Source organism: Chryseobacterium arachidis, assembly GCF_900129245.1.
Lineage (GTDB): Bacteria > Bacteroidota > Bacteroidia > Flavobacteriales > Weeksellaceae > Chryseobacterium > Chryseobacterium arachidis.
Map to the genome: position 1 here is coordinate 1 of NZ_FQUT01000018.1, position 13108 is coordinate 13108.

The window sequence follows — 13108 nt, forward strand, 5'->3', positions numbered from 1 at the left end:
TTAGGATGCCGGGAGTTGAACCATCCCATATTCCAACAGCAATACTGCTGCTGGAATCCATGCTGTTCACTAAAATAGAATCTCTTTTTGGCATGTGGCGCAATTTTAAATTCAAATTTAACTCATATACTTTAAGAATTACTATTGCTTGTGCTTAATTATCCTCATTTTTTAATTATTTGTACAAATTCCATTAGAGGGGCAAATAAATTTTGGAATACCTCCAAGCCAGCAATAAGTGACGGAATTGATCTCAAAAAAATAGGTGATAAGGATTCTTAGCAATCTCAAATATAGCCTCATTTTTCAAGAAAATGTGCTCAAGTATACATGCTTCCAATAATCAATCATATAATACAGTAACACCAAACAGAGATACCTATTTGGTGTTAATTTTTTAAAAACAGATGCTATTTTACTTCGCAAACAGTGCTTTTCTTAACGCAGTCGCAGCATCCAGAACAGATTCCTGTACAGCGTGGATATGCGCTAGCGGGTTCAGCATCCCGTAATCGTGGATAAAGCCTTTGTATTCTGTAACAGTCGTTGGTACGCCGGCATCGTCCAGTTTTCTGCCATAAGCCACACCTTCGTCATGCAGAATATCATTCTCGGCAACCTGTACAAGTGCAGGAGGCAAACCTTTCAGTTCTTCCAATGAAGCTTTCAAAGGTGAAGCATATTTGTTGTCCCTTTCTTTTAAGTCAGGTAAGTAATTGTCCCACATCCATTTCATCAACGGGGTTGTCAAAAATCTTTCCTGTGCAAATTTTGTGTAAGAAGCTCTGCTGAAGTCGGAGTCTGTTACGGGCCACAAAAGTACCTGCTGTTTTAGTTTAGGACCATTTTTATCTTTTGCCATTAACGCTACCACTGCGGCCATATTTCCACCTACACTGTTTCCGGCAACAGCAAGCCTACTTGGGTCAACCCCGATCTCTTTTCCATGTTCAGCTACCCATTTTGTCGCGGCATAGGCCTGATTGATAGCAACCGGGAATCTGGCTTCCGGAGATGGTGTGTAATCAGGGAAGACAGCTACCGCACCACTGTTGACAACAAGGTCACGAACCAGTCTTCTATGGGTCGGATAATCTCCTAAAACCCATCCGCCGCCATGAAAGAACATAAACACGGGTAAACCGTCTTTTGCGTCTTTGGGTTTTACGATATGGATTTTTACGGTCTGTCCGTCTTGTGTGATTGTCTTTTCGGACTCCTGGATATCCGAATAATCGAAGCTTACCGATTTTTGAGCGCCCACCAACACTAGTCTAGCGTCTTTAGGTGATAAAGTTTCCAGCGGTTTTCCGTCGCCACTGTTCAAAGCTTTTAAAAATTCTCTTGTTTCCCGGCCAATGTTTGGGTCCTGGGATGCTGGGTTTGATTGTGCCATGATATTGGAATTTAAGATGGCGAGTGCCGCCAATGTTAAAACTTTTGAATAGATTGTTTTCATTGTGATTATTTTTTAAGGTTGATGTTTAAAATGATTTCAAAGCTGAATGCTGCGCTTACAGGGCAGGTTCTTTCGGCCTCTCTGGCGATTTTTTCAAATTCTTCCGATGAGATCCCGTGCACTTCTGCATGGAGCAGCAGTTCAGACTGCGTGATCTTCCCATTGTCCAATGTAATGATGGATTTTGTCTCCAGCTTTTCAGGGTGGTAACCGGCCTGTGTGAGGTCTAGGCTAAGCTTCATTGTAAAGCATCCTGCGTGGGCCGCAGCAAGCAGTTCTTCGGGATTTGTTCCGACGCCTTCAGCAAAACGGCTGTTGAATGAATACTGGGTCTGGTTCAGAACGGAACTTTGCGTGGTTAGATGTCCGTTTCCTTCTTTGATTGTGCCGTTCCAAACGGCGGTAGCATTACGTTTCATACTCTTTATTTTGATTGTTAATTTCTTATAGGACAAAGGTATGTCATATAGGCAATCCAAATAAAGAGCAAAAAGTCGATAAAAATTGTACTTTTTTCCTTTTGTGGTCTAATTTTTAATTTCTTTCCGAAAAGCTCAAATGTATATCTTTTGTTTGATAGATTGAAGTATCCATAAAATTTGCAGGAGATATTAAGGAAGAAGATATAAAATCGGTTCATATGAAAAGTTTTCCCACAATTCCTTGTGTGGGCACCCGGTAACCTAAAATATGATGGTGCTTCTTATTCATTTTCGTACACCAATGGACTGGGTAGCTATTTCCCTTTTGGCCACCTTTATCCTTATGGGGATGAAAGGGCTTACAGCGATGATCCCAGTAATTTGGGAGATCCTTGCATAGGTATTATGGATGGTTATACTTGGCGTACACCCACCAAAGCAGACTTTGACGCTCTCGCGGCACTTGGTCAGGTAGAAAATAAAACAATTTCGGGACTACAGGGCGCCTGGTATACAACCAGCGCGACCAAAGGAATTTTCTTTCCAGCGGCAGGCTATAAGGATAATCAGAATTCTGCCTCTAACCCCCTGTCTGCTGCGAATGAAGGCTTGTACTGGTCCCAAACGCAGGAAGGACAGTTGGAGGACGGTTCAGGCGGTGGGATATTCGCACTTCACATGGGCACAACGAATTCAGGAGGTCTAAGATCAGCTCAGGTCGAGCGTCGGGCAATGAATACACTGCCGACGGGAACCAACGATTATGCCCGTTCACGTAGTACGCAGATACGCTGTGTGCGTGATCTATAAATAGCGAAAATATTTTCAGTTCAGGGTGGGGGAGATCGAGCGTTTAATTAAGTCTGTCCTTCAAGCGAACTGAAAGTGCTTTAGTCAGTGGGATTTTAGAATAGTATAATTTTATAAATCCCTGATTATTATTGAATATTGTCGAACTGATTTGCGTAAAGGTTCATGATATTATATTTGGATATGCTCAGCAGGTATCGTTGTCCCCGCTGAGTTTTTCTAAGCTGTTTAAGATTATAGTTTTGTAGATTTTCAAGCGTGTGCATATTCAGTTTTTTTCATTTAAATTTATCCGGGGCCCACAAGTCATTATATTTGAAAATGGTATTGAAATTTTTCATGACAGTCCTCATCAGGTCAGTCAAAGATTATATGTTTCCGATTTTTCATTCGCGTACAGGTTTTACTGGGAGCTTTATAGGATAGCTCTTTCTTAATTTCCAACACTGCCACCTAGCAAATAAGAATAGACCTATTATCCGTTAAAATCCGGAAAAATAAGTCTTACTTCTGGTTTCTATAATGTTAACCTCTTGTATTCCCACTGTACATACCTTCCTTAAAAATAGGACTGTTTTCGTCTGTTAAGAACAGGACCAATTCCGCTCCCGTTGAAGTACTGATCGTGAATTTTTCATCTCTGAAAATAAGCGAATCATTTTTTTCCAAACTTAATTCCGGATTTATCGTTACGGAACCCTGATAGACATACAGCAGTCCGGTGAGGTTGTCTTTCGGCAATTTGGGCAATTCAAAGCTGCTGTCTGAGGATAACCTGGTATCAAATATCCAGGTCTGGCTGCTGAAACGTAACTTGGTTTCTTCTGATGGCGATGCCAGTAGGCGCCATTTGTTTTCGCTGTAAAGCTCATCAAGATCCTGAAAAATCACTTCGGGTACCAGGTCTTTTTCTCCCGGACGGATAAAGATCTGCAGCCCCTCATGGGGTTCAGCAACGCCATCTATTTCTTCCTCGTGATAGAACCGTTTACCAGCTTTCATCAGCATTATCTTTTTGGGGCCGAGATCTTCACTAAAACCTTCGGAATCCGAATGCTTTACTTTTCCAGTCCGGAAATAGGAGAGAATCTCATCATTTACGTGAGGATGCATACGAATTGTTTGTTTTCCCCGAAACGTTGCGTGATCTATTCTTCCGATACTTCCAATACCTGAATCACCGGTGTTCTCTGGACCCGGATGAAGGATTTTAATAGGGCCATGATCTCTGAATGTGCGGCCTGATATTTTTTGTAACATAATATTTTATTTAAATTAATATTCATTTTTCTTTTACAAATTTATCGCTGTATCATTCCTTCGGACGTTGATATTTGTCACAATCGTTTATCGAGGCCGCTGATTTTAATTTTCTATTTTGATAAATGTCAACATTTTGAGGTTGAGGAATATGTAAGTTATTGATGAATGAATTTTAAAGTAAGGATCAAAGGGGCGATTTTCGGCCTTCCGGTTCCCACAACAGGGCAATGGTGGTGGGTATTTCATTATTTTGAGGATAGGGTCGACGGAAGATAAAACACTAAAATCACCGATAATTTATTTTGTTCCCTATCCGATAAACTAAATCGCTTAATTTTATGGTTCCGGTATTTGATCATTAAACTATGGAAAATAAGAGTTCATCAGATTTGACCTGGCAGGAATACGAGGCAATCACGAAATATATCTATGAAATGCTCGGTGCGAAGTACGGCATAAAAGTTAAGGGCTATGGTAAAGACTGCAAGGTTGTAGGTAAATCGACAGTGAAGCATCAGGTGGATGTATTGACGGAACAGCTGGATCAGGGCAAACCGGTTCTCTGTGCCATCGAATGCAAATTTCTAAAAGATAAAGTAGCCAAGGACACGGTTATGAAACTGCATAATATCATGATCGACTGTGCTATCGCAAGTGGCATAATAGTTTCTAAAATGGGCTTTACCAGGGATACAGTGACCTATGCGGAACATCTTGGAATCAAGCTTGTCGAACTACGTGAATTTGACGATGGTACAGGGAAAGCTGTTCGGGACGTGACCCTGGCGGAACTGGAGATACACAACAATATAACCGTTAGACGTCCTAATATCCTAACGATCGATCTTGGAAGTATACAGATCAGTGAGGAGAATCAGATCATGGCAATGCATTTCGCAGATTATGCTATGATCCAGACCCCGGAAGGGCGTACAATTCCTTTCAATAAGTATCTTCGTGCCTTCTGTGATGAACTTCACCGCAATAAAACTTTTTTAAAGACAATAACGGTTGATTATCCCCCTGTCGCGGGTAAATTGGTGCGGAAGTATGATGATCGGCAGTACGATATAGAAAAAATCTCTTTTACTGGGTTTCTTTGCGAAATCGACGCAAGCTCAAAGAGATCATTTCAGATCATGGATCAGGTCTGGATGATCATGAAAGAGATTTTTGAGAAAAGATCCTATAAACTGACCAAGAACGGTATAATCTTTAGAGATCTGTAGCCTGAGGAGCTACTTCAGAGAATCGTATATGGACTGCGTCTGCGGATTGAAAGGTCTGTTTTGCCCGGATGATATCGCAAAGATTTGAACGGGGACCTGTAAGGAAAATATCCTTAAGGCGGCAGATTTCCTGGCCAGAAAGGGGGCAAAGGTGCTCATTTTGGGCTGTACTGAACTCCTGTTACTATTTCCCGATGAAGCCTAAATCCAGATAGACGGTCAACAGATCGCCCTGATTGATCCGACCCTTATTCTGGCTACAAAGATTGTTGAGTTATCTGACCATAGTGGATTCGATTAAGTTTTCGATTTTTATGTTACAAATTATGCTTGCACTGAGAAATTATTAAAGTAAATTTATCTGATCATATTTTTGAAAGGTGAATGCAATGATGAAATGCTATTGATAACGCTTCTAATAACAAAACTATGACGACAGATCACAGCATTTTTGTCATTGTTTTGATAGCAATTTTGGCTTTAACACAAAATTCATTTGTAATAGGATGGTTCATCTTGGAAAAATCTTACTTTTGTTCTACTATTAAATAATATCAGATGAAGGCTTCATACACTATACTCCTTTTGACTTTTGGGCTACTATTAACAACAAGCTGTACGACAAGAAAAAATAATGATGTGCAGGTCGAAAACAAGGAGGAAACAATTTCTGTTACAGGCACGGTGATGCACACAGAAAATGGTAAGGATGGATATATGGCAACGATTAAAAGTGAGGATGGGAAAGACTATGTCGCAACGATAAGTATTGTCAATTTAGGCAGAAATGCTGGAAGCTTTAAAAAATATGAGGTAGGGGATAAGATAAAGGTGAAGGGACCTTTTTGGAAAGATGAAGAAGGAAAAGTACATATTACAGTGCGCCAGCTCAATTAGGAAAGTAAACTCTATTTTAAAGGCCTCTTTTGATCTCTATTTTTTATTTTTTTCAAGGAAAGAATAATAATAACAACTGATCATGGTTTGCAACAGTTAAGAGATATTATAAAATGATGTAGGAGTGTAGGATTATTTATTAACGTGCTTTGGTAAACAAAATAAAAAAGCCTTTGATTAATTCAAGGGCTTTTTAGAGATATTTTGCTAATGAATGATACTAATGAAATCTATTTCCACTGAACATTCCTGTTTCGCTATACACCGCATCCTTTCTTATTTCAAACAATACAAGATCGCTATCAGAAAGTGCCTCTAAAGTGTGATTTTCATCAACAATAACACTGTCTCCTTTTGTGATAGTATGGTCACCGATCTTAAAGCTTCCGCTGAAACAGTACAACAGATATGTATTCTGAATTTTATGATCCGGAAATGTCACCGAAGATTTTTTAAGTAAGTGTATATCGTATATATTGGTCTGTACCCTTAACTTTAAAGGTGCTTTTGCGTCATAACCTGCAACAAGTCTCCAGACGTCTTCACTATAGATGTTTTCGAACTCGCTAAACTGTACCTGTGGTGGTAAGCTGTTCTGTGAAGGGCGCATGAAAATCTGCAGCATTTCTACATCGGACACAGCACGTTCTTCATGTGAAATCCCTGTTCCCGCGTTCATTAGCATCATATAAGAGGAATCTAGATGTTCTTGATGTCCTGTACTGTCCGTATGAACCATTTCTCCTGATCGGATATAGGAGAAGATTTCGTCGTCTTGATGAGGATGCATCGGAACTAAACCAGGAGGTCTAAAAGATGCGTGATCAATTCTACCGACCGTTAGATAGCCGGTATCCACATTGCCGAGATTGGCGCCTGGATATAAAATGTTGACCTGGAAAGAACGATTTCCGTGGGTATTTTTTTCAGAAGCTCTAATAATTCTCATAGCTTTAATATTATAGTTAAAGCAAAAGGAACATCGTCAATTTTTACGCTGCACCTCTTGCGGTCATGTACTTAGTGGTAGTTTAAAATTCCCACGAGTTTTTGTCCATTTGGGCTTGTCCAGTCAATGGCAAGTTCAGAAATAATCTGGTCAACAGTTGTAATTATAGCACCAGCCTGTCTCATTCTCTCCAGGGCTAAATTGTCGCCATATTGTGTGTAGGAAGCGGACGCATCTGCGGAAACCTGTACTTCGTAACCTTCGTCCAGCATCTGTAAAACCGGGAAAGTAACACAGATCTCTGTGGTAACTCCCGCCACAAATAATTTTTTTCGTCCGAGGGCTTTTACTGCCTCATTAAAACCATCATGGTGCATGGCGTTTACAATTCCCGGACGTTTGATCCGTGCTGCGAATGCCTCGGGTAAAAGTTCCTGCAGCTCTGGAATCAATGGTCCCTGAACATATTCTTCCATACTGGAAGTCAGTATCACGGGCATGTTGAGTGCCTTTGCGATTTTGGCAAGTTTAATGGCATTTTGTTTTACCAAATTGATGTCATGCGAATGGGTCCATGCCATAGTTCCTACTTGGTGATCAATGAGCAGCATTGCTGCGTTTTCTGGGTTAAATGCTTTTGTGTGCATAATTAGATATTTTATATTATTTACTTGTTTTAACATTAAGCTCTTTAGTGCTTTTGTATATGACAAAGTTATGTTGATTGTATTTCCTAGCTCGTTGACATATGCTACAAAAAAACTGTGACAAAAGTCAATTATTACCTGTAAGAAACTTAGATATAGGCGATTAATTTGTTTTGGATTAACAAAACGTCAGAAAATATTCAGTGATTTTAAGCTGTGCAAAACCGTAATCATATTATTGTATAGCATATTTCCTCTTGGATGATTTAAAGTATAAGCGTATAAAAAGGGGACACCAAAATTCTGGATATAAATTAAGCTGATCCTGCTGAATTCTTTTAAAGTAAACTATTGAGAAGTTAGGCCTTCTTGCTTTTATCAGCTCATATCCTTATTCCCGAGTAATTATAAAAGAGGGGAGTGCCTACTGAAATGTTAGTTATACCGGACTATTCTTTTTTTATAAGGGACCTATTAAAAGAAAATATCAGGAACTGGAAAAATTGATAACACTTCGGGAAATGCTGCCTAACTCATACCCTATGTAAAAATGCAACTTTGTACTGTTGATAATGAGAAACATATTGACAATAAAAAAAAATTAAAAATATAATATTATGGCACGCATTAAAGCATTAAATCCGGAAGAAACTACCGGAAAAACAAAAGAACTTTTTGACATTGTTAAAAGTAAAATGGGAATGGTTCCTAATATGATGAGAACCTTAGGAAATTCTCCTGCTGTACTCAATGCCTATTTAGGCTTCAACGCAGGTCTTAACTACTCTTCATTAGGGGGCAAATTAGGTGAACTTATCGCATTGACCGTGGCGAACGAGAATGGATGTAACTACTGCGATGCCGCACACAGCTACATCGGTGGGAAAATCGGAATAAATACTGAGGACATTGAGAATGCCAGACATGCTTTTTCAATAGATCCAAAAGTAAATGCCGCATTGCTTTTCTCAAAAGAGATCCTTGAGACAAAAGGTGCAGTTTCAAATGAATCTTTACAAAGAGTACGGGCAGCGGGTTACGATGACCCTCAGATACTTGAAATATTGGCACAGGTATCATTGAGCATCTTCACTAATTACGCGAACATTTTAGCAGATACCGATATTGATTTTCCACAACTGACCGTGCTATCTCAAAATTAATCGGAAAGACCAACATTCTAAATATCTTATACAATGAAAACGACATTCAAAACTGAAAAAATAAACGGTGTGGAAATCTTTTATAGAGAAGCCGGTGATAGGAATAGGCCGACTCTAGTCCTGTTGCACGGTTATCCCACTTCTTCACATATGTACAGAAATCTCATCAAGGACCTTTCTCATAAGTATCATTTGATCGCACCTGATTACCCTGGCTACGGAAGGAGCGAGCAACCGCCGATAAGTGAGTTTGCCTACACCTTTGATAATTTTTCAAAGATTATCGGCGCTCTGTTGGATAAGCTTGATATTCAAAAATACAGTCTTTATTTAATGGATTACGGGGCACCTGTTGGCTTTAGAATAGCGAGTGCAAATCCTGAGAAAATTGATTCGCTGATTGTACAGAACGGTTGTGCCTATGAAGAGGGACTTGAAGCCTTCTGGGATCCGATCAAGGCATACTGGAAAAATATCAACGATAAAGAAGCGGAAAACACATTAAGAGGTTTCCATGATGCAAATGGACTAAAATGGCAGTATACCCATAACGTCCCTGACCCGAGTGTTGTTTCCCCTGATAATTGGGAAATAGATCTTAGACATTTAGAGAGACCAGAAAATGGAGCAATACAGCTAGCTCTGTTCTATGATTATCGGACCAATGTTCCTCTATACCCAAGCTGGCAGCAATACTTCAGGGATTACCAACCAGAAATGTTGATCGTTTACGGTAAGGATGATTATATTTTTCCTGGATCGGGAGCTGAAGCATTTAAAAAAGATGTGAAAAACCTTGAATTCCATCTATTTGAAACAGGGCACTTTGCACTGGAGTCACACGGTGAGGAAATTTCGGCCATCATCGAAGATTTTCTTGACAGAAAGGTTAAATAAAAATTTACGTTTAAGCATTAGATTTATAAAATCGCTCTGAAAAAAATGTCTGAGCGATTTTATTTTGTCTGTTTAAGTAGAATGCCGATATCTAGAAAGATGGGATTTTTTCTTAAATTTGATCTATAGCGACTTTACCAGTCGCAGTCTAAAAATACTTCCAATGTACGAACCACTTTTTAATTATATAGAGCGTTACAGCAAATCAACTTTGTCCCAGGATGAGAAGGAGAAGATACAGTCATTATTCCTGCTAAAAAAGCTTAGGAAAAAGCAGTATTTTCTAGAAGAGGGCAGTAGTTGTGCATATACGGGCTTTATTCTAAAGGGGGCGACGAGACAGTTCAGTGTTGATAGTCATGGTCTCGAATATATTCTGCAACTTGCCATTGAGAATTGGTGGATAGTTGACAGGAATAGCTATATCAATCAGACACCTTCAAAATATTTTATTGAGGCCTGGGAAAATACGGAGCTCCTTGTATTACCACGGCCTAATCTTGATCCATTGTTAGAGATTCCCGCAATTAAGGAAATGTTCTGGAAAATGAGTGAAAATAACCACATAGCTTCGGTAAAGCGTGTCGATGACGCAATAAGTCTGAGTGCTTTACAGCGATATGAAAGTTTTGTCGAGCTTCATCCCGAAATGATTCAGAGATTTCCGCTCCATCAGATAGCTTCCTACCTTGGAATATCCAGAGAAACGCTTAGCAGGATCAGAAAGCAGCGCTTGCGCTAAACCGATCTTTCTCTTCATTTTTAGCTATTTTAGGTCTAAATAGTTTTTCTTTTGATTTCACTTAAAGGCATTACAATACCAATCTTTAAGCGCGCTTTTTCTGAGTAAGATGTGCTTAAAGTTTGATTTATTTATATAAAAACATACGCAATTAGGAACCATTTGGTAAATAATTGTGATTTGTTACTGGTTTGGGGTGTATACTTAAGAGCAGAAAAAAATAAACGGAAGTATCTGATTTCTTTCAGGCCTTCCGTTTATTTGGATAAATCAGCTAACTGCTGAATGGATAAGCAGATCTTTTTCGCTCGTCATCTTCCCAGTCTTTGGGCCAGAGATCCTAAAAGCTGCTTCGTTTTACTGATCTGGATTTATTTGAACAGAAGTGAATAAACCTCTTCAATCACAATTGGTTTGGCAATTTCACCTTCAGGTGAAGCCCAGCTGCCGATGATCTCGGATATAAATTGACTGATCGTCGTTGTTCTTACACCTTGAGCTTCCCATGTTTTGCGGGCCACATCTTCGGCGATCTCAGTAGGTGATCCCCCGCCGTCAATAACAACCTGAACATCAAAACCTTCTTCCTGCATGTCTATTGCAGGCCATACAATACAAACATCGTTAGTCAAACCGGCCATCACGATATTTTTTTTGCCGTCAGCTGCCTTATATACGGCATTTCTAAAGTTTTCATCATCCCAGGCATTTGTGATACCGTCGCGTTTGACACGTTCAGCGAACTGAACAGGTAAAATCTCCTGTAGGTCTTTTAAGAGTGGACCTTGTTGCAGATCCTCCTGGCTTGAGGTTAGAACAACAGGAATGTTGAGCCCTTTGGCTAATCGTGCTAACGTACGGGCACGGGAGATGATTACTTCATGTGCACGGTTGGCAGAAAAATTAATGGTTCCTTCTTGGTGATCGATCAGTAAAATTACTGTGTCTTCGATTTTAAACTTTTTCATAAGACTTGTTTTTTAAATTATTAAATAAAGTTTCTATAGCAAATGTAGCCCTGTACACGTCCCGGAGACGATGACCTTTATCACAAAAGATTAGTGACAAAAGTCAATGATTATGCTTAGATCTTACAATAAACAGGCATAGCTCATAAAGACATTCATAAAACATGATTTTTTAATTGGCTAGAGGAGAATAAATTCCGCTTTGTACCGAATGGAATTGCTCCCAGGCATTCATACAGAATTACAGGTATCAGAGTTCAGTAGTTTATTATTGATCAAACCTCCCGCTTAAGATTATATGCTTTTTCTAATAAATTTATGAGCTTAGAAATACGTCCAATTCTTAATTGAGTTATTTGCTCTTTTCTGTTGTTCACTTTAAAAAGCCTTTCATTATACAGGGCATTTTAGAATCTGGTTATACCAGGATTTTAGGAAGAAAAATGTAGATAATGAAAAAATGCCAACTCTTTGGGAAATTGTGGCTAACCCTAAACTTTCCGAAAATCGCAACTTTGTAGTGTCATCATCAAAATCTGGAAAAAAGTACTAATCTGTGAAGGATTTGCCCTTTATGATTCAAGAGCATAATGGTGGTTCTACAATATTTAGAAAATAAACAGGAGGGAATCAGTAAGGCCTCTGATTCTTAAAATAAAATACTTAACAATATAAAATTAACAAATAAGATGAACAATCACAACCTAAGCAAAAAGCAAGAGATATTATCATATACAGCTGCTTTTATCTTTATTCTACTAATGGTGGCAACGGCGGTACATTTTGCAGATCGAGAGGTAATTCTTCCAGAAATTGCTGCGATGGCAGTCGCAATTTTTGCATTCCGAGAACAGTCCTGGATGAGACAGCCAGAGAAGATATTTATATTGCCTTCTCTTACGGCGATAATTGGATTTTCCATCAATTTTTTGGAAATACCTTACGGCATGAAACTGGTCGCTGTACTTATATTAATGCTTATATTGATGTATAGCTTTAGGTATAGCTTGCCCCCAGCGTTGGCTACAGGATTCCTGCCCATTGTTTCCCAGGCACATTCATTTTCATTTCTTGCTACAATCCTATCAACAACAGCTGTTCTAATGGTTTCAGTCTATATATTCCGTTTAAATAAAGGGAGTGACCGTAAGTCAACGATTGATAGCAGGACATTATTGCTCTACTTCGGAATCCTGGTGGCATGGGTTGCTATCGCTACAGTTCTTGGCTATGGCCAGATGGCAATAATTCCACCTATTGCTGTTGTGACCTATGAATCACTTTCAATGAAGATGTATAGTATAAAAATTGCCCTGAAACAAATTGCGGTTTTATTTCTTTCAGCATCGATAGGGGTCTTTTTCTTCCTCACAGTAAACAACTGGCTCATAGTTTCGGTTGCGGACCTTCTTTTTATGTACCTGATGCTGAAATTATTTAAGATGCATGTGCCAGCGGTATATGCTTTTCCTTTTCTGGCTTTTATACTTCCCAAAGAGGTAATTTCCGTTTTGCCTTTTGCCGCACTTGGTATGTCTATATTCTCTTTTGGGATCATTTTAATTTACAGACAGTATGCAGATAAGATGATTTCGAAAATATCTGACCTCAAGTAAAGTGTAAATAAAATTGACTTTTGTCACGAAAATTTATTGTCTAATG

At 39.1% G+C, this 13108-nt stretch carries 12 protein-coding genes; 6 read left to right on the top strand and 6 right to left on the bottom strand.

What is annotated here, in order from left to right; translation table 11 throughout:
- Positions 1-415 precede the first annotated feature (415 nt).
- From BUA89_RS20615 to BUA89_RS20630, 3 genes are all read right to left on the bottom strand, one after another.
- Positions 416-1396, bottom strand: coding sequence for an alpha/beta hydrolase (locus BUA89_RS20615; RefSeq protein ID WP_072963566.1), 981 nt, complete (start codon positions 1394-1396; stop codon positions 416-418).
- A 68-nt stretch (positions 1397-1464) separates the two neighbouring features.
- Positions 1465-1878, bottom strand: coding sequence for an OsmC family peroxiredoxin (locus BUA89_RS20620; RefSeq protein ID WP_072963364.1), 414 nt, complete (start codon positions 1876-1878; stop codon positions 1465-1467).
- A 1338-nt stretch (positions 1879-3216) separates the two neighbouring features.
- On the bottom strand, positions 3217-3951 hold the full coding sequence (locus BUA89_RS20630) for a pirin family protein (protein ID WP_072963370.1): 735 nt from the start codon (positions 3949-3951) through the stop codon (positions 3217-3219).
- A 368-nt stretch (positions 3952-4319) separates the two neighbouring features.
- Between BUA89_RS20630 and BUA89_RS20635 the strand changes: the two genes are divergently transcribed.
- Together BUA89_RS20635 and BUA89_RS20640 are read left to right on the top strand one after the other, a co-directional pair.
- Complete coding sequence (locus BUA89_RS20635) at positions 4320-5183, top strand: restriction endonuclease (RefSeq protein ID WP_072963373.1); 864 nt, start codon at positions 4320-4322, stop codon at positions 5181-5183.
- Between the two features lie 639 nt (positions 5184-5822).
- Positions 5823-6080, top strand: coding sequence for a hypothetical protein (locus BUA89_RS20640; RefSeq protein WP_143152415.1), 258 nt, complete (start codon positions 5823-5825; stop codon positions 6078-6080).
- A gap of 220 nt (positions 6081-6300) precedes the next feature.
- On the opposite strand, the gene BUA89_RS20645 is transcribed toward BUA89_RS20640, so the two are convergent.
- Both BUA89_RS20645 and BUA89_RS20650 read right to left on the bottom strand, forming a co-directional pair.
- The gene (locus tag BUA89_RS20645; RefSeq protein ID WP_072963381.1) at positions 6301-7029 is read right to left on the bottom strand and encodes a pirin family protein; all 729 of its coding nucleotides are present in this window, start codon (positions 7027-7029) and stop codon (positions 6301-6303) included.
- A gap of 71 nt (positions 7030-7100) precedes the next feature.
- The gene (locus BUA89_RS20650; RefSeq protein ID WP_228420652.1) at positions 7101-7712 is read right to left on the bottom strand and encodes an isochorismatase family protein; all 612 of its coding nucleotides are present in this window, start codon (positions 7710-7712) and stop codon (positions 7101-7103) included.
- Positions 7713-8293: 581 nt separating this feature from the next.
- On the opposite strand from BUA89_RS20650, the gene BUA89_RS20655 reads away from it, so the two are divergent.
- From BUA89_RS20655 to BUA89_RS20665, 3 genes are all read left to right on the top strand, one after another.
- Positions 8294-8839 carry a carboxymuconolactone decarboxylase family protein gene (locus BUA89_RS20655; protein ID WP_072963384.1) on the top strand — a complete coding sequence of 182 codons (546 nt, stop codon included), beginning with the start codon at positions 8294-8296 and terminating at the stop codon, positions 8837-8839.
- Positions 8840-8872: 33 nt separating this feature from the next.
- Complete coding sequence (locus tag BUA89_RS20660) at positions 8873-9736, top strand: alpha/beta fold hydrolase (RefSeq protein WP_072963387.1); 864 nt, start codon at positions 8873-8875, stop codon at positions 9734-9736.
- A 163-nt stretch (positions 9737-9899) separates the two neighbouring features.
- Positions 9900-10478 (top strand): Crp/Fnr family transcriptional regulator, encoded by a 579-nt coding sequence (locus BUA89_RS20665; protein ID WP_072963389.1) that lies wholly within the window; start codon positions 9900-9902, stop codon positions 10476-10478.
- Between the two features lie 371 nt (positions 10479-10849).
- Here BUA89_RS20665 and BUA89_RS20670 read toward each other — a convergent pair whose 3' ends face one another.
- A complete protein-coding gene (locus tag BUA89_RS20670) occupies positions 10850-11446 on the bottom strand; it encodes an isochorismatase family protein (RefSeq protein WP_072963392.1) in 597 nt (198 codons plus the stop codon).
- A 689-nt stretch (positions 11447-12135) separates the two neighbouring features.
- On the opposite strand from BUA89_RS20670, the gene BUA89_RS20675 reads away from it, so the two are divergent.
- Positions 12136-13062, top strand: a complete 927-nt coding sequence (locus tag BUA89_RS20675; RefSeq protein WP_072963395.1) for an HPP family protein — start codon at positions 12136-12138, stop codon at positions 13060-13062.
- The last annotated feature ends 46 nt before the right edge of the window (positions 13063-13108 follow it).